Raw genomic sequence first — 25,951 nt, 5'->3', positions numbered from 1 at the left:
TATGCTGAGAAAGCAGCAACAACTACAGCCCCCCTCGCCTGAGGCCCAGGAATTACTGGCACAACTATACGATATCCAGGAACCAGCACCAGTAAGCTGGTGGCCACCTGCTCCCGGCTGGTGGCTCCTAGCCCTATTAATCATGTTATCTCTGTTGGGAATTGCCCTATGGATCAGATATCGGCGCAAACAAACTGAGCGCAACCGCTACAAGGTTAAAGCGGTTAATTTATTGAATACGGTAGATATAAGCCGACCTGAGGCCACCGGGGAGATCAACGAAATTCTTAAGCGTGTTGCTGTGACCACTTATGGCAGAACCCGCTGTGGCAACCTCACCGGTAGTGCATGGTTAAGTTTTTTAGAACAGAGCGCTTCTCTGAAGTGTCCTGATGAGGCACGGACAGCATTGCTCGAGCAACTTTATCGCGGCACTTCCAAGCCAGAAAGCAGCCAGGCTTTTCAACAATACGCTATTCAGTGGGTCCTGCAGCATCAACTGTCGATGCAGGAACCTGAAAAACAAGTTAGTGAGGAACATGCCGGTGTTTGAGTTTGCCTGGCCCTGGGTTTTCCTGCTCACCCCACTGCCACTACTCGCGCGGTGGCTAATGCCCCGCTCAAAGCCATTGAGCAGTGCCTTAAAAGTACCCTTTTACTCTGAACTTTCCCAACGCAGTGGTGGGGAGCAAAGCAACTATCTCAATTTATTATTACTCACACTGATTTGGTTACTGCTGATCAGCGCTGCCGCGCGGCCTCGCTGGTATGGGGAGCCGATTTCCCAAGCCAGCAGCGCAAGGGATCTATTGGTTGCCGTAGACATATCCGGCAGTATGGAGACTCCCGATATGCTCCTTGGCGGGCGCCCAGCAATGCGTATTAATGCGGTCAAACAGGTAGTGGGAGACTTTGTCGAGCGACGCCAAGGCGACCGACTGGGCCTAGTGCTATTCGGCACCCGCGCCTACCTTCAAGCACCACTAACCTACGATCGGGAAACTGTAGGGACCCTATTGCGCGAGGCGCAAATCGGATTCGCCGGCCAGGGTACCGCTATAGGGGATGCTATAGGCCTCTCTGTTAAGCGCCTAACCCAGCGCCCAGCCGAACAGCGCGTGCTAATCCTACTCACCGACGGCGCCAACACTGCCGGTGAAGTCTCCCCACTGAAAGCCGCCGAACTTGCACAGCAAGCGGGCATTACGGTTTACACCATCGGTGTGGGTGCCGAAGAAATGGTTCAACCGGGCTTATTGGGCAGCCGCTATGGCAGCCGCAGAATTAACCCCTCCAGGGATCTCGACAGCAAAACCCTGCAGGCGATTGCCGATACAACGGGGGGGCGCTATTTCCGCGCTCATAACCCCCAGGAACTGGCAGAAATCTATTCGGAATTGGATGAACTGGAACCTGTGGAGCAGGAAGCAGAAAGCTACCGCCCACTGAAGTCCCTATTTGTATGGCCGCTTGGAGTAGCCCTACTCCTGTCTTCTATTTGGGCAGTGGCTCCTCTCACCACTAATTTCAGATATTCCGGCAACGACAATAAACAAACCACTAACAACGGAGGCCAGGCATAGTGAGCACCCCTGAGCTACTCCAATCGTTTCATTTTCTCCGCCCCTACTGGCTATGGCTATTAATCCCCGCAGCACTCATTTGCTGGGGCTTGGGCAAAATCGTTCTAAACAATGCCCAGCTACAAAAGGTGATTGATGCAGATCTTTTACCGCACCTTTTAATGCGCGGCGGTGCCAAGCGCCCCTGGTTATTCGGGCTAATCTTTGCATTACTCGCCGCCATGATTATCGCTATGTCGGGGCCCACCTGGAGAAAATTGCCGACACCGGTTTACAGTAATCAAGATGCCCTGGTGATTTTATTGGATCTGTCTCCCTCTATGATGGCGACAGATCTCGCCCCCAACCGCCTCACCCGTGCAAGATTGAAAATTCTGGACATTCTTCGTGAGCGCAAAGATGGCCTGACCGCCCTGGTAGCCTATGCCGGCGAAGCCCATGTGGTCACACCACTGACAGAAGATACCGCCACCATCGCCAACCTGGTCCCCGCATTATCGCCGGCCATTATGCCAGTACCGGGAAGCAATATTGAGATGGCCGTATCGACCGGCATTCGCCTACTCAGGGATGGCTCTGCGGGACGCGGGCAACTGCTCGCAGTTACAGACGGCATTGAGCCTGCGGCAGCGGATATCGTCGCAAAATCCCTGGCCGAAGCTGGAGTTGAACTCAATATCCTCGCTGTCGGCAGTGGCGAGGGCAGCCCAATCCCCCGCGGCAATAGCGGCGGCTTCGTCACAGATGGTAATGGCGCAATTGTGATTGCCAATTTTGACCCACGGGAGCTGCGCAAACTCGCTAGAGGCAGCGGCGGCCGTTACGCCAAGATCACCGTCAACGACGCCGACATAGAACACCTGTTGCCGCAAAGCGAAACCCCCGAGCAGGCCGAATTGACCGAGCGAGAATTCGACCAATGGCGCGATGAAGGCCCCTTGTTGATTTTACTCCTCCTGCCCTTTGCTGCCCTACTGTTTCGCCGTGGCACTCTCGCCTGCACCCTGCCCCTCGCCCTTTACTTGGGCCTACCGAGTGAAGGTCAGGCTTTTGAATGGAAAGACCTCTGGCAACGCAAAGATCAGCAGGGACAGGAATTACTCAACAAAGGGGAGTCTGCCGAAGCCGCCGAAACTTTCCGCAACCCGGAATGGCGGGGCACGGCAAATTATCGCGCCGGTGATTATGCCGCTGCTCAGCAAGACTTTGCCCAATTAAATGATGCGCAAGGCCTATACAACCTGGGCAATAGCCTAGTGCAACAGGGCGACTATGAGCGCGCCATTGAAGCCTATGACCAGGCTCTGGCCCAAGCCCCGCAATTCTCCGATGCGCAACACAATCGGGAAATTGCCGAGAAACTCAAGGAGCTTCAAGAGCGTCAACAACAACAAAACCAACAGCAATCCGGTGATCAACAAGAACAACAAGATAAGCAGGACCAACAACAGGAGCAGCAGGCCGGCAACCAACAGCAAAATCAACAGAATCAACAACAGGAGAGCCAACAGCAGCCCTCCTCTGGCGAACCTCAGCCCTCCGAGCAGCAATCCGGTCAAGAGCAGGAGCAATCAGACCAACAGCAACCTGAAAATGCTGAGCAACAGAAAAATGAACAGGAGCAGCAGTCTCAGCAAGGCCAACAGGGCGAAGAAGAGCAAAAAGAACAGCAAGGAAAGCCCCAACCCGCCGGCGCCGAAGAGCGCCAATTAGACCCAGAAACCCAGCAGGCTCTTGACCAATGGCTGCGCCAAATTCCCGATGACCCCGCCGGCTTAATGCGAGAAAAATTTAAATACGAAAGTCTGCAAAGACGCCGTGCCTATCGCAGTGGCGAGTGGGAGCCTCCTGAAAACGGCGCTACCCAGAGGTGGTAGAAAGATGCCCACAATGCACAACAATATTTTCGGTTTTAGATGTGACCAAATCCCAGGAAGGCTTATGGATAGCTTTTTTAGAAAACATAAAATTACTCGGCCACTAAACCTTACAGGACTTCATTGCCTGCTATTTTTTCTTGCTCTCTTTTGCCTGCCCGCAAGCAGTTGGGGCAGCGACCTCAATGCCAGCGTGGACCGCAATAAAATTGGTATTGATGAGACCCTGAATCTGCGCGTGCGCTACTCTGGTGATGAGAATGGCGGCCAACCCGATTTCGAATTACTTGAGCAGGATTTCGATATTCTATCCCGTCAGCAGTCCAACCAATATCGGGTAATTAATGGTCGTGCGGAAAGCTTCGTCGAATGGACGCTCACACTGGCACCAAAGCGGGAAGGAGAGCTGTTTATTCCCTCTCTGCACTATAAAGGACAAGTTTCTGATGCAATCCCCATAAAAGTCAGCGAAGCCGGTAGTGCACCCGACGGTGCCGATCGCAAAGCCTTTCTGGAGATCGAATTAGATAAAGATAAAGTCTACGTACAAGAACAGCTACTTGTTAAGGTGCGCCTATACACAACAATCGGTCTGCACGATATCGCCACCGAACCTTTACAAGTAGCCGGCGCCCATGTAGAAAAAGTCGACGAACAGCGCTATGAGCGCAAGCTCGGAGGTGTCAGCCATGCGGTATATGAACTCACTTATGCCGTTTTTCCCGATAGCTCTGGCCAGCTCTCTATCCCGGCAATGACTTATGTTGCGGTTGCCGGTCGCCGAGATCCTTTCTCACTGTTCAATCGCAACAGCCAGAGATTACGATTGCGCTCCCAGGCAAAAACTATTGAGGTCCTTCCCAAGCCTGACAGCTACAGCGGTGCCCACTGGCTGCCCGCTGCAAGTCTCGGAATCGTACAAAGTTGGAGCCAAAACCCAGATACCTTCACTGTCGGCGAGCCCATAACCCGTATTCTCACCATACGGGCAGAGGGTCTGCGTGCAGCCCAACTACCACCTCTCCCCAAGTTGGAAATTGAAGGCCTTAAAACCTACCCAGATCAACCACAACAAGAAGATCAGATAGGCCCAAATGGGGTAACAGGTAGCCGCATAGAAACTACCGCAATCGTCGCCACCCAGCCCGGTAATTATCAGCTACCCGCCGTCACACTCACTTGGTGGGATACCAAGAGCCAAAAACAGCGCGCCACCCAGCTCCCCGCCTTCCGCTTTGAAGTCAGCGGTACTGCTGCAGCCACACCCCAAACTCAAGAGCCGGGAAATCTCCCCACATTGGTACCTGGAACCACCACTTTGGAGGAGCAAGATCATTTCTGGCGCAACCTGGCCATAGCCGCACTTGCCTCCCACCTACTGTGGATTTTTTATCTCTATCGATATCGCCCCCAACGCCTGGAACAGTCCACAACGAGCGCCAAGCCAGCAAGAAAAATGCACCACGAAGCCAAGCTAAAGAAGGCTCTTGAAAGTGAAGACCCTAGACACATTCAACAGGCCCTACTCGACTGGCTTCAGCAACGCTGGCCACAAGTTGAGGGTAATAATTTAAGTGAGGTTTCGCACCAGTTAGGCTTTGAGGAGCTTCATGAGATCCAATCGCTGCTCAGCGCAGCCATCTATCAAGAACCTGTTAAACCACTAAATATAGTGAAGATAAAAGTTCTGGTTGATAGGTTGATGAGTCGAGAGGGTGGTATGGACAAGGCATCGGAGGTTGAAGAGTTACCGAAACTCTTCACCTGAACTTTAGTAGTGGGCTTGACCTGACAGCTACCTAATCCTGTTATCGATTTAGCCGGCCAAGCCCCAACCCAGGCATATCTTTGATCAGCGCTATTACTGGGCCCGATTCAAAGTAGATTCCATCACTGAGAGAGTCTCAGCGGCTGCCTTATCCCAAGAAAACTCACTCGCCCTTTTCAGTGCACAGGATTGCAACTCAATTACTTTCAGATGATCTTCAGTCATTACTGCGAGTGCCTGTGTAATTTCTGCGGAGGAATCTGGATTGACTGTTAATGCTGCATTCCCAGCAACTTCAGCCATAGCACCTCGGTTAGCCGTCAAAACAGGGGTTCCCTGACTATAAGCCTCGACTATTGGCAAGCCAAATCCTTCATATAACGATGGAATTAGTAGTGCTCTAGCCTCCCGGTAGAGCTTTGGCAGTTGATCGTCGGCCATATAACCGAGAATCTCAACGCTTCCCTCTAGGTCCAACGCCCGCACTCTCTCTTGCAGCTCAGGCATTCCCCATCCCCTACCACCACAAATTTTCAACGGCAGCGGCTCTGCCACTATCGTACGATATGAGGCATAAGCTTCTAGTAACCTCCTGAGGTTTTTGCGGGGTTCAATCGTACCCACAAATAGAAAATACCCACCAAGAGGACCCGGAGCTTCAGAAACCTCGAGAAAAGGAGCCTCATAAATAGTCAAAACCTTATCAGCACAAGCGGAAAATGACTGCTTCAACTCACTTGCTGTAGATTCAGAAACGGCAATAACTGAATCAGCCGACTTGACAGCGGGAGGCATCAGTAATCTCTCAAGCTGCAGACCCAAGCGCGACATAGTCTTAGGAAAGCGCTGCCATACCAAATCGTGGATTGTGAGCACCTTAGATACCGATGCCCCCAGGCAAAGCGGTAGGTGGTGACGGGGGGACCAAAACAGATCTACTTCATCCCTCCAAGCCCAAAATGGAAAAACTGTCTGAGCAAAGAAAGTACTGAGGCTCCCCCTTTGAACATTTCCTGACCGGATAGTTACATTTGGTAGGGATTGAAAATCAACCAGAAGAGGTTGATGGCTATATAAGTACCAATGATGCTCACTTCTTAACATTCGCTCCAAAAGTGCACGGGTATAACGCCCAATGCCTGTAGTGGGAATTGAAAGTGGCCGAGCATCCACTGCTATTTTGGCCATTAATCCACCACTCCCCTTTCCAAGAGAACTTCCCGATAGAGTTGGTGATAGGCTTCTGCCATTTTGTCAGCAGTAAACAACCTCTCGTATCGACAACGGCCGGCACGACCCATTTCCTCTGCTTTCACTGGGTCGGCCCACAAGTCACCCATAGCTTTGCGCAGTGCGAGATGGTTAGCGGGCTCCACCACATACCCGGTTTCCCCATCCCGGTTAACAAAACTGGTTCCGGTGCCAATTTCGCAGGAGACGAGAGGCTTGCTGTTCATCAAACCTTCGATCAGGGTTACTCCGAAAGCCTCCGAGCGCAGATGAGAGGGGAAGACTACTGCACGACAGAGGGACATCAAGGCCATTTTTTCCTCTTCATTAACAAAACCAGCAAAGATTACATTGTCAGCTCCCAAACTGCTGGCCAAAGCCTTGAGTCGCTCTATTTCTGGGCCCTTACCGGCAATCACCACTTTGTATGACTGTCCAGCCGCAGCCTGAATTAGGAAGTCCAGTCCTTTGTAGTAACGAAGAACCCCAACGAATAACATAAAGTCATGACCAAACCTCGATTCAACTGACTCGACACGCTGACTGTCTGGACAAGGATAGCTATCTTCAGATATGCCAAGAGGGATCACTTCGACCTTATTTCGATATCCCGAAAGTACCCCACTTGTATCCGCATAGGCCTGGGAAGTTGCCACAATGCGGTCAGCTCGACTGAGAAAATATCTCATTAAGGGCCGGTAAATTGCCCCAAGAAAGCGTTGACGAACTATATCTGAGTGATAAGTAATAATCAGAGGGCGTGAACGCCCAGCCAGCAAATAGGTTACGTCGCCAAACGGCCAGGGGAAGTGGAAGTGTAATAAATTTGCTGAATGCCGATAAATCAATTTGAATAAACCAGGGCCAATACAACATGAAGCTATTGAGAACCAGCGCCGAGCGGCAGTATGGCGAACGCCCTCATATTCACTCTCCAAACATGACTTGGACAGGGTCAACACTGGGGAGTCCAACTCCCGAGCAATTTCAAGAACTGCCTGTTCTATCCCCCCATGACTTTCAGGAAAGAATGTTCGATAACAATGAGCCACTCTGAATCCTTGGTTCAACTATACACCTCACACTTATAGGGCTTATCTCTAGCCCCCAGAAAACCAGACGAACCACCAATTTACATAACCCGGGGTACTTTCAGCTAGTGAAATCCTGTATATTATATCATTCTGAGCAAGTAGTCGTGATGCTCTTGTAGCTTATCGGTCTCTTAGAGTGGAAGTAAGGCTAACTCTATAGATAGCTAACGACACCTAGCTGATCCCCCATGACTACCCTCCAAAGTAACAAAATGGAAAGTGACAAACAACAATGCTGCGGAATTACTTCAGTATAATTTGGGTGCGCGGAATAGGTGCTTTAAAAGCTGATGCAGAGGATTCTTACTTGGGTACATTATGGTGGGTTTTGGAACCCCTATTATTATCCTGCCTATTTTATATAGCATTCTCTGGTGGACTTAAAGGAGAAGGGCGCGGGACAGATTTTTTTTACTTTCTAATATGCGCACTTATGCCATTCAAGTGGACTTCTAGCGCAATTAATACGTGCAGCTCCTCCATCACTTCCAACATGGGCATACTTGGACAGTTCTATCTCCCTAAATGGATATTTCCAACAGCCACTAACTTATCATTACTAGTTAGGTTTTTTATCATAATTCCAGTTATTCTTCTTTTTCTTATAATAGGAGGCCATTCACCTTCACTTGAGTGGGGATACCTGATTCCTATTATCATCTGTCAACTGCTAATAAATCTCGGCATTGGATATTTAACAGCTGCTGTTACGCCACTTATTCCAGATTTAAAGCACCTAATTCCTCTTGGGATTACGGCCATTATGTTCACTTCTGGGATTTTTTTTGATATTAGCACTAGACCCGAAGAGACTCAGGCAATTTTAGCTTTTAACCCTTTTGTAAATATCTTCAATGCATATCGAACAGTTTTGCTTGCAGGTGAAGGTTTAGAGTTAAGCAAACTTTTATACCCTTGCCTATTTGGGGTGTCCGCGGCAATAGTCGGACTAGCTTTAATCTTAAAGCTTGATAGATATTACCCTAGGCTACCAGCATGAAAGAAATAGCATTATCATTTGAAAATGTCGGAGTCGCATTCCGAAGAAAAAGAAGCTTGCTTTCCTCAAAAAAATTCACTTTGAGAAACATAAGCTTCGACCTCTACAAAGGAGAAACCCTAGGTGTAATTGGTCATAATGGTGCCGGAAAATCAACACTTCTGAAACTACTTGGCGATATAATCAGACCCGATGAGGGGTCTATTTATCGAGCACCCAATACAACTAGTCAATTGCTATCATTATCTCTTGGCTTTAACAAGAGCCTCTCTGGATACGAAAATGCAATAATGGCACTGGTTACACAAGGAAAATCCATTAAAGACGCAAAAAAACTAGCCCCCAGTATTGCAAAGTTTGGAGCTATTGAGCACCTTCTGGAGCAGCCGGTTGGTACTTATTCGGCAGGCGAACGTGCTAGACTTAGCTTCTCAATTGCCATGAATACCACACCCGACATTTTACTCCTCGATGAAATTTTAGGCGTAGGCGATAAAGCATTCAAAGAGGTGTCATCTAAAGAGCTAAAACGCCGCATTAATTCCAATCAAACAGCCGTTCTTGTATCCCACTCCACAAGTACAATAAAGGAGTTTTGCGACCGAACACTCTGGATAGATAAAGGGATTCTACGCATGCATGGTCCAGCCAATGAAGTTATTAGGGCATATAGCTCTGAAAAAATCAGCATGGCGTAGGAAGGAAAAGAAGCCTCTCAAGAAATATCTATTATTAAGTTTTTCTACAGGAAGAAGAGATTGAAAAAATTTAGAAATTTTGCCAAGAAAAAAATAAATTCATACTTAAACAATAGACTTATTGAAGATGGGGAAATCAAGCTTTCATGGGCAAGATCTAGCACCCCATTGGATGTATCAAACTATGGTGACGCCTTAAGCCCCCTCATTGTATCTGCTCTAAGTAGAAAAAAATGTAAACTACGAGCATTTGACAAACCATCTACCAGACTGGTATCCACGGGCACAATTGGACATAACATTCACTCTGGTACCGCTCACTTTTGGGGTACTGGCTTTGACAAAAGCTACAACCCCTTAACAAAGAAGCAAACGGGATATGCTGTACCAAAATCCACAAAAATTATAGTCCATTCACTTAGGGGGCGCATGAGTCAGAAATTATTACAATCTGGCGGAGTAAAATGTCCAGACATATATGGCGACCCTGTTTGGCTTTTGCCAAATTTACTGCCTAACACAATTGAAAAGAAATATGAATTAGGGGTTATTATACACTTAACTGAGATAGACTCCTATAAACCTACAGCAAATCCGATCAGAGAGTTTAGCCGATACCAAATTCCGGAACATCTCAAGAACAAAATAAAAATCATAAACACCGTGATACCCGCAAGCGCAGAGGGAATTATAGAAAAAACTAATGAGATATTAAGTTGCAAGCGAATAGCTACAACCAGCTTACATGGTATTGTTATCCCTGAAGCTTACGAAATTCCTTGCATATATTTTCCAACATATAGCGGCGGAAGAAAGGTACTTTCTATTTTTGAAGAATCTTCAATAATTGATCATCGCTTTAGAGACTTATATTCAGGCCTAAATATTGAAAGGATACCAGCGTACGCAAAAGATCGAACTAGCGGCCCAACAGACTGGGAAGATCTTATAGACTATATTGATGAGACATGGGAGAAAAAAGAATTTCAAAAGGACGACTTTGTCGCTTCATTTCCATTAGGCAAGCCAAATCTTAATCCTATTAGTCTGTCTGAACTTGAGAAAATTTTAGTATTTTGAGTCATTGCTTAACCACTCAGAGGGTGATCCAGCTTGATGACCCTCTAAACTACCTTTTAAATCATTTTTTGCGAAGTAACTGGCTAAGCCATAACACCAATTGAAGGTAAGCGATCAATCTGTAGTGGTCTAATCCTTCCGGACACTTCGCTAAGATGGTAAAACTTCCAAGCGAGGTGAAGTATAACAACAAAAAGTACACGTCGGCATTTCAAGCCGGAGCTCAAAAAAGACGCAGTAGCCCTAGTCTCCGAGCAAGGGTATTCGATTTCTAAGGCAGCTGAAGCTGTTGGAACCACCACCAATAAATCTACGACGCTGGATAAAGGATCTGAAGCAGGAAGAAAGCGGTGTGAGACCAGGCACCGATGAGCGAGCTGAGTTAGACCGACTGCGATGTGAGGTAAAGCAGTTACGTATGGAGAAGGAGATCCTAAAAAAAGCCAGTGTAGATTCAATTGATCAGTGCAACACCCCTGTAGGAATATGGCCTATCGTGGGATCATTGAATGAAGCGCATATTTACAGCAGAAGAAAAAGAGTGGATTTTCGACGCTTGGAAAAAGGGCATTGGCTTTAGTGAAATTGCCAATGCCATAGACTCTAAGCAAGGAACCATTTTTACTGTTTTGAGAGGTACTGGCGGAATTAAACCAATACCCAGAAAGCCTTCTCCTCAACACCTCACATTAGCCGAACGCGAGGAAATACGTGCAGGTCTTTCTGCAAAACACAGTATTCGAGCAATCGCTCGCTCCTTGAATCGGAATCTATCCACAATCTCGCGTGAGATTCAGAGAGGTCGCGGGCGACGATACTTTAAAGCAGTAGACGCAAACAACCGTGCAAAACGGATGGCAAGGCGTCCCAAGCCGTATTTGCTGGAGCAAAACCCGAGGCTAAAGAAGCTTGTTTTGGAAAAATTAGAGTTGAACTGGTCACCAGAGCAGATATCGGGTTGGTTACGGAAGACATATCAGGCTGATGAATCAATGAAGATATCAGCAGAGACTATCTATAAAACACTTTACTACCGTGTGCGTTCAGCACTTCATCATAAGCTAGTAAAGCATTTGCGTCGGTCTCACAGTCTTCGTCACAGCAAACAACATTCACGTAAAGGTGAGCGCGGTACTATCAACATCGTCAACGGTACATTGATAAGGGAGCGTCCTCAGGAGATACAAGAACGATGTGTTTTAGGTCATTGGGAGGGTGGCTTAGTGTCAGGTTCAAACAACACTCATATTGCCACGCTTGTTGATCGAAAATCGCGGTATACGATCATTCTTAAGTTGAAAGGGAAAGATGCGACTTCTGTGAACCAGGCGCTTGCTGCTAAGTTTAAAAAACTGCCAAAAGAGCTTTGCCAATCACTGACGTGGAACCAAGGAATGGAGCTGGCGAAGCACGCTGAATTTACAGAAAAGACAGGTGTTCCTGTCTTCTTCTGCGATCCTCAGAGCCCCTGGCAAAGGGGAATGAATGAGAATACCAACAGCTTAATCCGTCAGTACTTTCCAAAAAAGACATGCTTGGCGCAGCATACTCAGAGGAAACTCAATCAAGTTACTAACGAGCTTAATAGCAGGCCAGGAAAAACACTGAACTTTGCGACACCAAAGCAGGTTATTAAACAGGGTGTTGCCTTGACAGGTTGAACCTACAAGTGCCTTCTTTGCGAAAGAAATGAAATAAAGTACAGCTTCATTAAAAAGCAGAAAGGCAGCTTTCCAGTTAGGGTACTTTGCCGTGTAATGCAGGTAAATAAGAGTAGCTACTACGATTGGTGCTGCCGTAGTGATAGGTCAATTGATAGCCAAATATGGCAACTATGCCATCGCTTAAAGATTTTATTTGCAGAATCTCGACAGAGTCTCGGAAGTCATCGATTAATGAAACTGTTACGCAAAGAAGGCTTTGAAGTTGGACGCTATCGCGTCCGAAAGCTGATGAAAAAGCTAGTTTTGGCAGTAAAGCGCAAGAAGCGATTTACACCGACAACAGATAGTAAACATCAACTGCCGGTCGCTGAGAATCTTTTGAATAGGGATTTTTCACCGAGTACTAAAAACCAAGTTTGGACTACTGATATTACGTACATCTGGACTTTGCAGGGGTGGTTGTACTTGGCAGTAGTGATTGATCTTTATTCGTGCCGAATTGTTGGTTGGCATCTAGACCACCAGATGGAAACGGCCTTGACAAATCGGCCGCTGATGATGGCTGTCAACTTGGGTGCGCCACCAAAAGGTCTCCTGCACCATTCAGATCGAGGCAGCCAGTATGCCAGTCATACCTACTAAGCGCTGTTATGTTCAATGAGCCGTAAGGGAAATTGTTGGGACAACGCACCAACTGAACGTTTCTTCAGCAGCCTGAAGCGGGAATGGTTAACGGGAAATCTCTATCCGACAAGAGAGGATGCGATAGCAGATGTAAGAGTCTATATCGCTTATTACAACTCACGCAGAATACATACATCACTGGGGGATGTAGCCCCTATCGAATTTGAGAAATGTGCTTAAAGAAGTGTCCGGTTGGAGTTGACCACAACAATCTTACCCCCCTAAATTTAACCGTTTTTCCTTGATAGCCCAGCTGACCTCATATTCCAAGGTAGTAATGCTTCAATGGCACTGATAGTTTCTGCTTGTGGTAGAGCGCTGTATACTTTCACAAAAGTTTACCTACATATGATTTATAAAAAGCATAATCCTCAGAAAACTCCCTCCAAATAAAATCCCTTGCCCAATCGCTTACTTTTGGAGCCATTAATTTTTGAGGGCTCTTATTTAAACGCTTTAACCGGTTGATCCTACCCCTTGACGCAACAAAAGATTTGAGTAATCGAGGGATGGTGGAGGCAGAGTTATTGTGTACGCAATTCAGCTCAAGGCGATCAAAAGCAAAGGATAGACCTCGCTCTAATGACTCAAAGGGAACCACATAATTAACCATTGGCTTTTCACTTGCTGAATCCACAAACCTCCTAAATTGAGGGCGCATTTGCCAACTAGGTTTCTCTAAAACCCAGGAGCGTAAAAATTCATCAAATGAGATGCTGCCCGTGTATGATGGCTTACCAATAAACGCTTTCTTTGAGTGAGAGTTATAAACACTCAAGGCATAAGTCAAAGGGTCACGCATAACTCCAAAGCTAAAACAGTCTTCGTACCGAACAGAAGCAGCAAATGAATTCACAATTGAGCGAGCTTGCTCTGCAGACATATGCTTCCCGCAGCTAGTTGCGAGAAAAGATATCTGGCTATAGGGGACAAGCATTTCTTCAATTGAAGTAGATGCTGTCTTTAAGTTTGCTATGAAAATAAATTTCTTATCAGATGAAAATAGCACAGGGGTTCACCAGCACAACCGAGAGTAGCTTTTTCAAGGCAGCCTTTGTCAAGCAAACAAAAGAAAGGTTGCCTGAATACGTTTTTACCACCATTACTCCTCGCTAGCAACACTTGAAACATTGCACAACAAATTATCAACTGCTCGCTCCCAAGTATAACTTGTAGCAATATCAAGAGCCTTTTCTGCTAGCGCATCACGAACCTCAGCCTCTTTTGAAAGCGTAATAATTGCCTCCACCCACTCTTCTTCATTATGGGGATCAACAAAAAGAGCTGCATCAACCAGTAACTCCGTCATCGCTGGCCGACGACTACAAATAGATGGCACACCAAGCAAAGCAGCCTCAAAAGGTGGCAGACCGAAACCTTCGTAGAGACTTGGAAATAGTAATGCCGTCGCACCAGAAATCACTTCAGCAACTTCATTATCAGGTATTCTTCCAACGAAAGAGACTCGATCGTCTATCCCCAATCGAATAGCGTCTTCCCGACTTTTTGCATTGTCACCAATCATCACCAGTCGACTAGATGAAAGACGAGAATCTGAAAAAGCTCTAAACAGCACATCCACATTTTTATGATGGTCGTGAGAACCAAAGAAAACAAAATAAGCTCCCTCAATATGGCTTACACCGCTACCCTCCGGCAAAGGCAACTTAGATATACCGTTATAGATAACTTTAATATTCTCACTAGGCACCTCAAGATGGGAACATATATCTGAAGCACTAGACTTACTAATCGTAAGTATTCGGGCGGCCTGCTGAGCGACCCCCTTGAAGACGCTCGCCCACTGCACCGATGCCTCAGGGAATTTTTCAGGGAACAATAGGGGAATTACATCATGCACCATTACTACAGAACAAGCAGGCAATGGATTTGGGCACCAATGAATTGACGAGTAAAAATATACTATACCCTTAGAGGTAGAGGCATGAAAATCAGCTGAATCACTTACCTTAACCGCTCTCAGCTCCAATCTACGATAGAGCTCATTAGAAACACGACCTATCCCGCGCCTATCTTTGAGAGCATCTTTAGAAAATGCAATAACGAATTGCTCAAAAAACAAATAAGAAAATGAACCGAGACTATCAACCGATTTATCTTTTTTAGATATGAGTGATAAATGGCTCAATTGTGACCTTGCCGCCAAATAATCGCCCACCCTAACTCTTAACTTAGAATTTTCTGGCAGAATCTTTTTACCCAAAAAAACTAAAAACTTATACTTAGCGGCCTGCCAAATACAAAACTTGATAAATCTTAAAGCTGGATACTTCGGATTGAGTACTCTAAGTGGTTTGGTCACTGCCCAAGAAAAACTGCCCACCATACGATCAATCTCATTTGAGTTGGCCGCTAACTGGCTTTTCAGCTCTCTAATTTTCTTCAACCTAAACTCGGACAAAACTCCTACTTCACCAACACGCTTCTCTGCGCAATGTAACTTTCCGATAAGGGTCGAGTTTTGCCTACTTAATTCAAACGCTTCAGCCTGCAATAAGGAATATTTAAACTCTTCCTTTTCCAAATCACTAGACATCTTAGCGAACTTACGATTGAGCAATTCAACCTCATCATTTAATTTTCTTGCCTGCTCTTCTGCAAAAAAGCAACCTGCCAACTTAAACCCATCAAACACATTAGGCGGAGATTGAAAAAACCTAACCAGTTCAATTTTTTCCTCTGCAAGATAGAATCTATTTAAGCCATCCTGATAGCAAAAAATATATCTACTACCTAACAACTCCCCTTCCCATTCTCTGTAGGACTCTTCCTGGGAAAGAGGTAAAGTAGACTCAACAAGAATAATCCAAGGTCTATTCAGACTCCAGTCATTGCTTGATATAATTTTCTTTTCAAAGCCTTCAGCATCAACTTTCAAAAAATGTACATTCGAGACTGACTTTGGAATTTCACACTCCCAAATATCATTTAAAGTTCGAACAGAAACATTCAATTCCTCAGCTTCCCAGCCAGAGGATCGATGCCTATTAGCAATCTCAAAATCAAGAGTAGATAACCCAGTATCTTTAATACAATAGAAAGGATGAACGCCAGGTAAATCTCCAATAGCCACCTGTAAATTTACATCAAACGCTCGATCCTTTAACAGCCTACGATAAAAATATGGATTTGGTTCAATATTAATACCTCGCCACCCGATGTCATAAAAAGTTTTTGTAACAGAGTGCTCATCAGGCCAGCCTGCCCCAATATCAATATAAAATCCCTTATCAACACCCTTCAATGCACGCCTTAACATAACATCTTCAAAATTCTGGGCGTGTGAGACAAACTGCATAATACCAACCTTAAAATTTTTCCATATAACGTTCAGACAATCTCAACCCTATATTTAACAGCTGTCATTTCTTAGATCTACCATAGATATCTTCGAATCGAACTATATCATCTTCACCTAGATAACTACCGCTTTGAACTTCAATCAGCTCTAAAGGCAGCAACCCAGGATTCGTCAAACGGTGCTTTGTACCGATCGGAATATACACACTTTCATTTTCGGACAACATGATTTCTTCGCCGTCTCGCTCAACAATGGCTGTGCCAGAAACGACGACCCAGTGCTCTGCACGATGATGATGCATCTGAAGGGAAAGGCTTGCTCCCGGATTTACAGTAATTCGTTTCACCTGGAATCGAGGACCGCTTCCAATCGAATCATATTTACCCCAAGGACGGACAACTTCCCTGTGTAGCTCATGCTCATCCCGTCCATCTGTTTTTAGTTTACTTACTATCGCTTTTACTTCTTGAGCGCGACTTTTGGGAGCTACCAAAGTAGCATTCTTAGTATCAACAACAACGAGATCATCTATGCCAACAGCGGCGACCAAATGGTCTTCGCCGAAAACCAAGGAGTTTTTACAATCCTCCATAATTACATCACCTAGGGCGACATTGCCTTGCTCGTCCTTGTCGAGAGCCTCCCAGAGCGAAGACCAAGAGCCCACATCAGACCAGCCACAATCCAGCGGAATCACATAGCCAACAGTTGTCTTCTCCATTACCGCATAGTCGATGCTGTCCTCCGGGATTATCTCCACATCCTTTTTCTGCAGTCGTACAAAATCACTTTCCACCACCGCATTTTTGACGGTACTTTCGGAGGCCTCTGCGATTACAGGTGCATAGCTTGCAAGCTCACTCATGAAAGCCTTGGCTCTAAACAGGAACATACCGGCATTCCAGTAGTAACTGCCACCATCTAGGTAGTTCTGAGCCGTTTCTAAATCCGGTTTTTCCACGAATCGTGCAATTCGCCTAACTCCCCCTGCGTCCTCCCTGGCCATCTGGATATAACCATAACCGGTTTCCGGCGCAGTTGGGACGATACCAAAGGTGACCAAGCCTCCCTCTGTACTAGTCTGCAGCCCTTTGTCCACAGCCTTGTAAAATTGCTCGACATCATCTAGCAGATGATCGGCAGGCAGCACCAATAAATTGGTATCTCCTTTATTCTGAATTGCAGCAAGGGCGGCAAAGGCTATTGCTGGAGCCGTATTGCGCCCTATCGGCTCAATAATGATTGTAAGATCATCGAATCCTATTTCTCGAGCCTGTTGCGCTACCATGAACCGATGATCTTCATTACAGACCACGATAGGCTTCGAATAGCAACGTACCCGCTCCAGGGTCTGCTGCAGCATCGTTTGCTCTCCGGTAAGGCTTAGCAGCTGCTTAGGCAGCATACGCCGAGATTTAGGCCACAAACGAGTGCCCGAACCACCACATAAAATTACAGGTGTTATGGTTCGCTTTTCCATCTACTTCCTCGCTATTAATTAATTTGCCAATTCAACTTTGATCGACAGGTTTCATAAAAGTTATGACCAATGGGGTGAATAAGAGTCAATCGATGTGGCTTTTTATGAATCCGGACTACATCTCCTGGCTCCGTAATCACTTGGTCGTGGCCGTCGCAAGTCACATACGGATTAGCAATATTGTGTTCACCTACGATGATTTTGAATTCGCTGCTGCCCTCGACAATAATTGGACGACTACTCAGCGTATGCGGATTCAACGGCACCAAGACAATGGCATCCAGTTTCGGATGCATGATTGGGCCCCCACCAGATAGAGCGTAGGCGGTGGAGCCTGTTGGTGTCGAAACAATAAGCCCATCAGAGCGCTGGGTATAAACGAATTGACCATCTATGTAGAGTTTGAATTCAATCATGCGGATAAATTCGCCTGGGTGCAGAACCACATCATTTAGTGCGGACCCTTTGCCAATAGGCTTGCCACTTCTGGTCACCGACATATCTAGCAAAAAGCGACTCTCGGCCATATATTTGCCAGCAAGTACCTCACCTACTTTTTGTTCAATTTGATCTGGAGTGATATCGGTAAGAAAACCCAGCCGGCCACGGTTAATGCCAAGCAGCGGCACACTGAATTTTGCCAAGGCACGGGCGGCGGCGAGTAGGCTACCATCACCACCGACGACAATGACTAAATCACAGAATTCACCTAGCTTTTCTTTTGAAGAGACCCGCGCGTTGGGGGCGGACACTGCCGCAGCAGTCTCCTTCTCCAATACAACGGTGTAACCTTCCCGCTCGAGAAATACCATAAGGCGTTTGAGTGAAAGCACAGCACTATCACTTCCTGTGCGGCCGATCAGACCGATATTTTGAAATTCCGACACCGCTCCCTCTCAGGTGCCCGAGCCTGGGCCTTGCGATTGATACTTTACCTTTCAGACATCGAAGCTGGTACTACACGACGGCGGGAAAAGCTTCTCAAAAAGTGACAGGAGATTATGCCTTAGCTTGCGTTTAGAGTCGAACAAACACACCCGGGGTAGGAGAAATTACCATACGAAGAAGGGAATTTTTAGTCTAGCAGCCTAGTTGAAATCCACGCCGACCCTGTAGTCCGCCGGAGTGGAGCGCCAAAATCTTGGTGCCACAGCTGAAATGACCCTCGTTAGCTTTCTGCGAAATCGCATACAGCAGCTTGGCAGTATAAATAGGGTCTAGAGGGATGCCAGCTTGCATCTCAAAAGCCCGGTGAAACTCCTGTAGTCGAATGGGGTATTTACCATATCCTCCACAATGGAACTCATCAGTCAGCTCAACCTCACCTGCGTTTTTCTTTTTGAGACCTGATGTATTATATTGTGATAACGTCGCAAACCAATGCCAGGCAGCTCGACGAACAGAGCCTCCCGCTTTTAGCACCTCAACACCATGTACAGGAAAGCTACTTATGGAAGAGTTTAAGCCGCCCAGTGTTAGTCCAGTTCCACAGGCCACCCAAAGCTGGTCAAAGTTGATGGGGACAGTTCCTTCAATAATTTCCCCCAGTAAATGAACTCCTCTTACCCCGGCAAGATTTGCCCCACCTTCCGGCAAATAGGCCCCAATAGCAGAGCCAACACCAACGCGATTGAGAAAGTCTGACTGGCTGCGCTGCCTGTATAATTCACGGGACACGAATATAAATTTCATACCGAGGCGCTCGGCATCTTGAAGCATGGCACTAAGCACCGGTGGGCGCTCACCTCGAACAATACCAATTGTGCGAAAGCAAAACCGCGCTCCAGCAGCAGCAGTGGCATGCAAGTGATTTGACCATGCTCCACCACAAGTGATTAGCGTCTCGACACCCAGCTCCCTCGCTTTAATCAAGTTAAAAATGAGCTTATACGCTTTATTACCTGAAATAAGTGGGTCCAGCAGGTCATCACGACGAATCCAAACCTCAACCCCCGGAAAAAGATTACTTCGGACCTTTTGGTAAGGAATCGCGCGCGCAGCCTTAGTGAAAGCATCCAGATCAAGAGTGGTCAGGTAGGAAACTGTCACGTATCTCCAACCCCTTTAAAAAGAGGCAGTTTGACAGGGTTTACTCCATAAAAGCAGCCCTTTATCGATAAAGACACAATCCCCCCCTCAAAAAAAGTTCACGAGCAAAGTGTGGATCCCAACCCATCCAGGGCCAGCAGTCTAACGCCCTCCGTATTAGGTTAGCGCTCGGCACTTAACCAGAGATCATATGTACAAGGTGAAGAGCCCCTAGCGCAGGGGTAATATAACTGCTGCAAGCTCCTTCGTTCCCGCCAAATACCACAAGCTTGAGCACAAGAAAAAAGAGTTGTGCCACTCACCTCAAATAGCTTGAAGGGGCCAAGCAAGGCGCAGTTCCAGAGCTTTTCAGACCTAATACCACTTCGCCTACACACAAATAAAAAAGGCCCGTACGTATGTACGGGCCTTTTATCGTATCTGGCGGACCGGACGGGACTCGAACCCGCGACCTCCGGCGTGACAGGCCGGCATTCTAACCAACTGAACTACCGGTCCTCGGTAGTAAACTTCCATTTAGGAAGTTGGTGGGTGGTACAGGGGTCGAACCTGTGACCTACGGCTTGTAAGGCCGTCGCTCTCCCAACTGAGCTAACCACCCGCGGCTCATCTTCTTAAAGGGCCTTGCCCCTTGAGCGAGGCGCATATTACTGGAATATAATTTCCTGTCAATAATTTTCGCGCCAAGTCCCACTATTATTCATCGGGCATGCTTTCCGAAGGTACAGACACCGGCTGCATCTCCTCCTCCCCAACACTTGCCTCCTGCAATAGCTTGCCCTGTCGATAGTCTGGGTCAATTAAATGACCCGCGATTCGCACTGGGACCCCTTTAGGAATCAACTGCTCTCTTGGACGGGCCAAATCCTGTTCATTGTAGTTGCATACCCCTGTTGGGAAGATGCGTCGTAAGTCATCGAGACGACCTGATATCTCTTCCGTATGAGAGCCATAGATGCCTTTTGCAAGAGCCCTCTCCACCGGCTGAAGCGCGCACTTAAAGATGTCATCAGTCACTGGTGCTCCGGCTACCTGCCTTGAGGTGCTGTGGGCAGGGTATTCCCGCATACATTTCCCTTTCGACTGGCGGTTCCAGTCTCCATTCCAAACATCAGATCCTGATGCTAGTACATTACCTTCGCTATCAAAGCATTGGTCACTGGCATCCTCAGGTCGATTACCAACTACACCTTTAGCAGGGTCATTAATGATGTTTTGCATCCACCGGTCGACCAAATCAAGTGCATCATCCAATGGGTTGTAGTCTTTGTGGCTCATCCAGATCAGTTGATTGTCAGCGTGGCCACGGGCCCTCCGGATACGCTCTCGAGTCGAAAAAGAAGCCGAGCTGTGATGCATATCTGGTTCTTCGTCCAGATAGTGGCGCATATCAATTATCGGAATTTCTACATCCCCAAGGAAAACATGACCAGACCTATAAATCCCCTTGATTGCCTCCATATCCGCGCGGCTACGCTTAGCTGGGCTCGCCAGAGTCCCCATGTTTAAATTTTGCTCACTCCATACGGAAAGGCGCACAGGAAAAAGCCCACCATTGAGAAACCAGAGCTTTTCTTGCGACTGATCCTGCGGGGCTTTCCACCCACCTATTGCAGCATTGATTTTTAAGAAATTATCGATGCTTATCTCTCCATCAACCAACGCTTTCAACCCATACTGAACCCCTTCGTTATCCCAGGTTGTATTCGCATAGCCATTTTCAGCAGCACCATAGAACTGGCGAAGATTTTCCCAATGTGTCCAATGCACTCTATCCGGCAAATCACCGGAAAAACTTTTAAAGAAGTGTACAAAATTTGGGTTATTTACCAGTGGCACCAAACCACGCCAACCTTCTACACATTCAGTTGCGCCGCTTGGTCGTCCCCTATAACGGCCATCAAACAAACCAGCGGCTAAAGTAATCAGCTTGAAGCGGCTATCCGCCTCAGGGTTCGCAGCCAACCCCTGTATCCGTTGACGCTCCTCAACATCCTGCCAGCGGGGGTTGTTAGTATCCAGGACATCGAAAAAATACTCTAAAGGCTCACAGTCAAAGGCATAGATAGTCTGGGTTACCATATCTGGATAGGAGTAAAGTGGTATCGCCGCATCCAGTAGCCCCGGTGCATTTTGCGCCAAGATGTACTGCTGAATAGCACCTCCCGAGCCACCGATACCAACCGTATACATGGGCTCACCATAGAGTGCTTGGAACTGTTTTTTTAGGCGCCGTGCCGTATCCTCTGCCAACCATAAGTTATAGTGATTTCTGGTTTGATTCGCCGTCGAATAAACGATGGCATACCCTCGAGCCAACTGGTCCATTCGCCGAGTTGTCACATCTCCTTTGCTCAAATTACCTTGGCGCCAACCTATACCTACTCCCCCACGAAACTGATAGATCAGACGCCGGTTCCAATTGCTGGCATTTGGTTTTTCGGCAGTTTCGCCGTCTCCTCGTAGAGCTGCAATAGCATAATGATGCCGGTTAATCGTGCCTGTTTCGACACGGACAATAAAATCTACTTGGCGACCATTTACTGTTACCTTATCAATATCGTTACGTGCTTCATGCAGGTAATAAAAACTTCCATCCGTTGTACTCCTATAGAAGTACGTTACCTCCGTTGCATGGCTACAGTCTCGGCTATAACCAATCACCTCTTTGGTTTTCTTCCCATCTGGACCTAAAGCAAAAACTGGGACTCCCTCCTTAGCTTGGTTATCAACCAGTGGCTGCTTATCGGTGATCGCATTACGACCACAAAAGAAGGGGTACTTTGAGGGGCCAGTAAATAACGTTTCTACTGGCCCAACCTCACCAATTGAGATAGGGAATGGGAAATACTCAGGCGGACGTGACATCATTCTAGGGTGAGGCCCCGCATAAGCCGGAGTAGAAGCATAATCAAGAGCGCCAGCCGGCACCCCTATTACTGGAGCATCTGCTTTACCATGTACTTTTGGCAATTTCGCATACGCGATCCAAGCGACTACCCCCAGCACTCCGAGCAGCGCCAAGAAAAATACAGAGAGAAACCAAGCTCCCCTTGTCGACATAAACGCCTCCACAGCTGTCAACTTCACCAAGTGATACAGCTTGAGTATATGAAGGGATAAAGAGGTCAACCGACAGTTGGCGCCGGGGAGGACTTATAGGAAGGATGTATCAGAAATATCGAACCAAGTAGCCCAACAAATCAGGCAAAGACAAAAAGGAAGCCCATCAGGCTTCCCTTATAGTATGCCTCAAAAAAGTCAGCTTAATCCTTGGCAATAAGACCTTTCTCTTGCAGGGTAGAAATAATCACTTCCACCTCTTGCTCCAAGGTCATTTCTGCCGTATTGAGACGCAACTCAGGGGAAATAGGCGCTTCATAAGGGTCATCAATTCCAGTAAAACCCTTAATTTCACCCGCACGAGCCTTTTTATAAAGGCCTTTAGGGTCACGAGATTCTGCCTCCTCCAGTGGACAGTCTACAAACACCTCCAAATAAGGCAGATTGCCATCCTCATGCATCTTTCTAACCATATCGCGATCTTCTCGATATGGACTAATAAAGCTACTGAGAACCACTATCCCAGTGTCCGCAAACAGTTTGGAAATTTCACCTACACGACGGATATTTTCTTTGCGATCTTCAGCAGAAAAGCCTAGATTTGAGTTGATCCCCAAACGTATATTGTCACCATCCAAGCGATAGCTCAGGACATCTCGCGCAGCCAAAGCCTTCTCAACCGCTACTGCTACCGTACTCTTGCCGGAGCCCGACAGGCCGGTGAACCAAAGGGTCACGCCTTTGTGACCAAGAATACTGGCCCTGTTGTCACGAGTTACATCGCCATCATGCCAATGTACATTGGTCGCCTTGCGTTCAACTGTTGTCGTCACCGATCACTCCAAGATTTTGATTCAATTCCTATTCTCTCTTCAGTGAGAGGTTCGCAGGAAACCACTCCTCCAGAGGCTAGACGGCCAATTATCAGGCATTTGAAGCATTAGCGTAAAGGCTTTGCTTATAGCATATTCAACCACATATAGTGGTGGATGTGCATAAGCACCTCTGGTCACTTAATTCTAAATTTTGACCTCAAGCAAGAACAACGGCACCCAAAATAGAAAAATTTGAGGTATTTAACCCTAAGAAAAAGCGCCTTTTTCCCTAATCGAGAAGTAGAGACTATTTTTCCATTGACTGTTATGGGCCAGCAAATAGATTTAACCTAAATTTGATAATGATTCTATTGAGAGCATCATAAATTCAATGCCTCAATACTGTGCACTTTCAAATAAGCTTCATTAAACAACAATCAGTATTAACCAAATAGCAATTAAAGCATATCACGCAGCATTATCTCACTGTGCTCTATATTGCAGTTATAACACATATAAACAATTGAATATTACGTTATGACTCTAGCTTTGCTTCATCTAATGAAATTATGCAAGCATATACAACTATGCCTTTAAATATAATCCGCATTCCGCATTCCGCATTCCGCATTCCGCATATAGAAGTGCCACATAAGGACTATGGCACAACCTATCAGAGAGTTAGCAAACAAGTAACCCTAAAAAGTTATAAGGTGGGATAAACTCTTTAATAATTAGCTGATATTCAAAAGGGAGATTATCTTTTAGTATGTGCCATGCTTCACCCTCCAATTACATATGTAAGCAATATCATACATATAAATTTGTGCTTACTTAGTGCCTACTCGTAAACAAGATATGCCTATCTCTCCCCCTATTTTCAAAGCTAAACCCAGTTACACCCTACTCAATAAAACACGTCAAATATAGAAAATGACACTATGACCATGATAACCTCTGGTTTGAATAGGCATGAAATAGCCCTGCATTTAGTGGGGCTTAGCTTTATAAAAGGAGGCAATTAGCCGATGGCAAAAAGTGTTCTGGATAGATTCAAAATTCGTAAAGGAAAAGTCTTTGAGGCACCGCTAGAGGAGGCCTTTGGCCGCCTGGTTACACCTTTTGAAGAATTTATCCATCGCCAAAGCAGCAGTGGTATCTTACTGATGTTCTCTGCAATGGTTGCACTGATTGTTGCCAACTCCCCCCTACAGGATGCTTACAAGCACCTGCTCCATATGCCTGTCAGCATTGGCACTGGTGACGGGGTGCTTTCTCTATCACTACATCATTGGATTAATGATGGCCTAATGGCCATCTTCTTTTTCTTGGTAGGGTTAGAACTTAAACGTGAATTTTTAGTTGGGGAACTTTCAGATCTACGCCAAGCAGTCCTGCCCGTGATGGCAGCGGTTGGCGGTATGGTAGTTCCAGCCTTGATTTATAGCTCCCTAAACAGTGGCGACATCGCAGAACGCGGTTGGGGCATCCCTATGGCTACTGATATCGCTTTTGCCGTGGGCTGTATAGCATTACTAGGAAACAGAGTACCAAGGGCTGTGGTAACTTTTCTGGTAGCCCTAGCCATTGTAGATGACCTAGGAGCAATTCTTGTAATTGCTATTTGGTATACAGAGCAAGTGAACACTACCGCTTTAATGGCCTCCGGATTTCTAGTTGCAATCATGGGCTTACTCAATGCCGCCGGGGTTCGCCGCTCCTCTGCCTACGTCTTTACCGGTATTTTGCTCTGGTACGGACTTTACAAGGCAGGCGTTCATGCCACTCTAGCAGGCGTAATTACGGCAATGGCACTACCTGCCAAGCCAAAGTATGATCCCGTAGCGTTCAGCACCTTTGTTAAAGATATTATCCGCAGTTTCGATCGATACTTTCGCCCCGGTGATAAGATCATTGCAAACGATGCCCTCCATGCACGTGTAATGGCCTTGGGTAACGGTGTAAATCTAGCTCAGTCCCCCCTACAGCGTATGGAAACCCGCTTACATATCCCGGTGGGCTTTATAGTAATTCCAATTTTCGCACTGGCTAATGCGGGCATCCCTTTCGATAGCTTTAGTAGTTCAGCAGCGGTACTCAACCCAGTAACACTTGGTGTCATTAGCGGCTTGGTTGTTGGCAAGCTAATTGGCATTGTAGGCGCAACTTGGATAGGCTGGAAACTTGGCTGGGGCAAGCTACCCAAGGCTGCGAACTTTCAGCATATCGTAGGTGTGGCATTACTCGCCGGCATTGGCTTTACTATGTCTATCTTTATAGCCGAGCTGGCATTTAGCTCCCAGTACGAACTTCTGGTGCAGGCGAAAGCCGGTATCCTACTAGCTTCTGTAATCGCCGGAGTTGCCGGCTTCCTAGTTCTACGCAATGCACCTATCTCTGAAGAGCAAGAGGATGAATTCAAGGAAGCTGAGAACTCAAATTCTGGACTGCCGCCTCATTCCGTCTCGTAGCAGGGTAGATTTGTGGTAGGCCTAAAATTTCCGCTTTAAATCGTACAACCGGAGCCGAGTAACTATAATCAAT

The 25,951-nt window shown here is 46.7% G+C and carries 19 protein-coding genes, 2 tRNA genes and 1 pseudogene; 11 read left to right on the top strand and 11 right to left on the bottom strand.

Annotation, left to right across the window (positions count from 1 at the left end; genetic code table 11):
- Nucleotide 1: 1 nt before the first annotated feature.
- The 4 genes from ACJJIV_RS19920 (at nucleotide 2) to ACJJIV_RS19905 (ending at nucleotide 5,228) form a co-directional block, all read left to right on the top strand.
- Nucleotides 2-553, top strand: a complete 552-nt coding sequence (locus ACJJIV_RS19920; RefSeq protein WP_444886428.1) for a DUF4381 domain-containing protein — start codon at nucleotides 2-4, stop codon at nucleotides 551-553.
- A complete protein-coding gene (locus ACJJIV_RS19915) occupies nucleotides 546-1,583 on the top strand; it encodes a vWA domain-containing protein (protein ID WP_444886429.1) in 1,038 nt (345 codons plus the stop codon). Before ACJJIV_RS19920 ends, ACJJIV_RS19915 begins: the two co-directional genes overlap by 8 nt.
- The gene (locus tag ACJJIV_RS19910) at nucleotides 1,583-3,460 is read left to right on the top strand and encodes a VWA domain-containing protein (RefSeq protein ID WP_444886430.1); all 1,878 of its coding nucleotides are present in this window, start codon (nucleotides 1,583-1,585) and stop codon (nucleotides 3,458-3,460) included. Before ACJJIV_RS19915 ends, ACJJIV_RS19910 begins: the two co-directional genes overlap by 1 nt.
- 64 nt (nucleotides 3,461-3,524) lie before the next feature.
- A complete protein-coding gene (locus ACJJIV_RS19905; RefSeq protein ID WP_444890114.1) occupies nucleotides 3,525-5,228 on the top strand; it encodes a BatD family protein in 1,704 nt (567 codons plus the stop codon).
- Between the two features lie 93 nt (nucleotides 5,229-5,321).
- Here the strand turns inward: ACJJIV_RS19905 and ACJJIV_RS19900 are convergent, their stop codons facing one another.
- Both ACJJIV_RS19900 and ACJJIV_RS19895 read right to left on the bottom strand, forming a co-directional pair.
- Nucleotides 5,322-6,416 carry a glycosyltransferase family 4 protein gene (locus tag ACJJIV_RS19900; protein WP_444890113.1) on the bottom strand — a complete coding sequence of 365 codons (1,095 nt, stop codon included), beginning with the start codon at nucleotides 6,414-6,416 and terminating at the stop codon, nucleotides 5,322-5,324.
- On the bottom strand, nucleotides 6,416-7,510 hold the full coding sequence (locus tag ACJJIV_RS19895; RefSeq protein ID WP_444890112.1) for a glycosyltransferase: 1,095 nt from the start codon (nucleotides 7,508-7,510) through the stop codon (nucleotides 6,416-6,418). The genes ACJJIV_RS19900 and ACJJIV_RS19895 overlap by 1 nt, the downstream gene beginning before the upstream one ends.
- A 274-nt stretch (nucleotides 7,511-7,784) precedes the next feature.
- Between ACJJIV_RS19895 and ACJJIV_RS19890 the strand changes: the two genes are divergently transcribed.
- The 6 genes and pseudogenes from ACJJIV_RS19890 to ACJJIV_RS19865 all read left to right on the top strand — a co-directional run bounded on the left by ACJJIV_RS19890 (nucleotide 7,785) and on the right by ACJJIV_RS19865 (nucleotide 12,858).
- Nucleotides 7,785-8,552 (top strand): ABC transporter permease, encoded by a 768-nt coding sequence (locus ACJJIV_RS19890; RefSeq protein ID WP_444890111.1) that lies wholly within the window; start codon nucleotides 7,785-7,787, stop codon nucleotides 8,550-8,552.
- Nucleotides 8,549-9,250, top strand: a complete 702-nt coding sequence (locus ACJJIV_RS19885) for an ABC transporter ATP-binding protein (RefSeq protein ID WP_444890110.1) — start codon at nucleotides 8,549-8,551, stop codon at nucleotides 9,248-9,250. The genes ACJJIV_RS19890 and ACJJIV_RS19885 overlap by 4 nt, the downstream gene beginning before the upstream one ends.
- A 60-nt stretch (nucleotides 9,251-9,310) precedes the next feature.
- Nucleotides 9,311-10,330 carry a polysaccharide pyruvyl transferase family protein gene (locus ACJJIV_RS19880; protein WP_444890109.1) on the top strand — a complete coding sequence of 340 codons (1,020 nt, stop codon included), beginning with the start codon at nucleotides 9,311-9,313 and terminating at the stop codon, nucleotides 10,328-10,330.
- 509 nt (nucleotides 10,331-10,839) lie between these two features.
- Nucleotides 10,840-11,991 carry an IS30 family transposase gene (locus ACJJIV_RS19875; RefSeq protein ID WP_444890108.1) on the top strand — a complete coding sequence of 384 codons (1,152 nt, stop codon included), beginning with the start codon at nucleotides 10,840-10,842 and terminating at the stop codon, nucleotides 11,989-11,991.
- A 24-nt stretch (nucleotides 11,992-12,015) separates the two neighbouring features.
- Nucleotides 12,016-12,636: pseudogene (locus tag ACJJIV_RS19870) on the top strand (IS3 family transposase); the annotation flags it as partial.
- A 15-nt stretch (nucleotides 12,637-12,651) separates the two neighbouring features.
- Entirely contained in the window at nucleotides 12,652-12,858 is a 207-nt protein-coding gene (locus ACJJIV_RS19865; protein WP_444890107.1) for an integrase core domain-containing protein, read from the top strand.
- Nucleotides 12,859-13,006: 148 nt separating this feature from the next.
- Here the strand turns inward: ACJJIV_RS19865 and ACJJIV_RS19860 are convergent, their stop codons facing one another.
- The 9 genes from ACJJIV_RS19860 to cysC all read right to left on the bottom strand — a co-directional run bounded on the left by ACJJIV_RS19860 (nucleotide 13,007) and on the right by cysC (nucleotide 23,425).
- A complete protein-coding gene (locus ACJJIV_RS19860) occupies nucleotides 13,007-13,687 on the bottom strand; it encodes a hypothetical protein (protein WP_444890106.1) in 681 nt (226 codons plus the stop codon).
- A gap of 93 nt (nucleotides 13,688-13,780) precedes the next feature.
- Nucleotides 13,781-15,997: an FkbM family methyltransferase gene (locus ACJJIV_RS19855; protein ID WP_444890105.1), complete on the bottom strand. Its 2,217-nt coding sequence runs from the start codon at nucleotides 15,995-15,997 to the stop codon at nucleotides 13,781-13,783.
- Nucleotides 15,998-16,061: 64 nt separating this feature from the next.
- Nucleotides 16,062-17,480, bottom strand: coding sequence for a mannose-1-phosphate guanylyltransferase/mannose-6-phosphate isomerase (locus ACJJIV_RS19850; RefSeq protein WP_444890104.1), 1,419 nt, complete (start codon nucleotides 17,478-17,480; stop codon nucleotides 16,062-16,064).
- A gap of 14 nt (nucleotides 17,481-17,494) precedes the next feature.
- A complete protein-coding gene (locus ACJJIV_RS19845) occupies nucleotides 17,495-18,367 on the bottom strand; it encodes an NAD(+) kinase (protein ID WP_444890103.1) in 873 nt (290 codons plus the stop codon).
- A 193-nt stretch (nucleotides 18,368-18,560) separates the two neighbouring features.
- Entirely contained in the window at nucleotides 18,561-19,529 is a 969-nt protein-coding gene (locus ACJJIV_RS19840) for a 1-aminocyclopropane-1-carboxylate deaminase/D-cysteine desulfhydrase (protein ID WP_444890102.1), read from the bottom strand.
- Between the two features lie 421 nt (nucleotides 19,530-19,950).
- Nucleotides 19,951-20,027 (bottom strand) — tRNA-Asp (locus ACJJIV_RS19835).
- 27 nt (nucleotides 20,028-20,054) lie between these two features.
- Nucleotides 20,055-20,130: transfer RNA gene (locus ACJJIV_RS19830), tRNA-Val, on the bottom strand.
- Between the two features lie 95 nt (nucleotides 20,131-20,225).
- Complete coding sequence (locus ACJJIV_RS19825; RefSeq protein WP_444890101.1) at nucleotides 20,226-22,592, bottom strand: DUF6351 family protein; 2,367 nt, start codon at nucleotides 22,590-22,592, stop codon at nucleotides 20,226-20,228.
- Nucleotides 22,593-22,795: 203 nt separating this feature from the next.
- Nucleotides 22,796-23,425: an adenylyl-sulfate kinase gene (gene cysC, locus ACJJIV_RS19820; protein ID WP_252081996.1), complete on the bottom strand. Its 630-nt coding sequence runs from the start codon at nucleotides 23,423-23,425 to the stop codon at nucleotides 22,796-22,798.
- 1,010 nt (nucleotides 23,426-24,435) lie between these two features.
- On the opposite strand from cysC, the gene nhaA reads away from it, so the two are divergent.
- A complete protein-coding gene (nhaA, locus tag ACJJIV_RS19815) occupies nucleotides 24,436-25,878 on the top strand; it encodes a Na+/H+ antiporter NhaA (RefSeq protein WP_444890100.1) in 1,443 nt (480 codons plus the stop codon).
- Nucleotides 25,879-25,951 lie beyond the last annotated feature (73 nt).

Source organism: Microbulbifer mixtoriginis (SeqCode) (genome assembly GCF_052466765.1).
The sequence above is the reverse complement of the archived record's forward strand: the minus strand, read 5'-3'. Positions and strand labels throughout refer to the sequence as shown.

Bases quoted from the DNA above. Each gene is read 5' to 3' on its own strand.
- nhaA (WP_444890100.1), top strand. From the start codon at position 24,436: ATGGCAAAAAGTGTTCTGGATAGATTCAAAATTCGTAAAGGAAAAGTC.
- ACJJIV_RS19850 (WP_444890104.1), bottom strand. From the start codon at position 17,480: ATGGAAAAGCGAACCATAACACCTGTAATTTTATGTGGTGGTTCGGGC.
- ACJJIV_RS19855 (WP_444890105.1), bottom strand. From the start codon at position 15,997: ATGCAGTTTGTCTCACACGCCCAGAATTTTGAAGATGTTATGTTAAGG.
- ACJJIV_RS19900 (WP_444890113.1), bottom strand. From the start codon at position 6,416: ATGGCCAAAATAGCAGTGGATGCTCGGCCACTTTCAATTCCCACTACA.
- ACJJIV_RS19920 (WP_444886428.1), top strand. From the start codon at position 2: ATGCTGAGAAAGCAGCAACAACTACAGCCCCCCTCGCCTGAGGCCCAG.
- ACJJIV_RS19885 (WP_444890110.1), top strand. From the start codon at position 8,549: ATGAAAGAAATAGCATTATCATTTGAAAATGTCGGAGTCGCATTCCGA.
- ACJJIV_RS19875 (WP_444890108.1), top strand. From the start codon at position 10,840: ATGAAGCGCATATTTACAGCAGAAGAAAAAGAGTGGATTTTCGACGCT.
- ACJJIV_RS19865 (WP_444890107.1), top strand. From the start codon at position 12,652: ATGAGCCGTAAGGGAAATTGTTGGGACAACGCACCAACTGAACGTTTC.
- ACJJIV_RS19825 (WP_444890101.1), bottom strand. From the start codon at position 22,592: ATGTCGACAAGGGGAGCTTGGTTTCTCTCTGTATTTTTCTTGGCGCTG.
- ACJJIV_RS19890 (WP_444890111.1), top strand. From the start codon at position 7,785: ATGCTGCGGAATTACTTCAGTATAATTTGGGTGCGCGGAATAGGTGCT.
- ACJJIV_RS19905 (WP_444890114.1), top strand. From the start codon at position 3,525: ATGGATAGCTTTTTTAGAAAACATAAAATTACTCGGCCACTAAACCTT.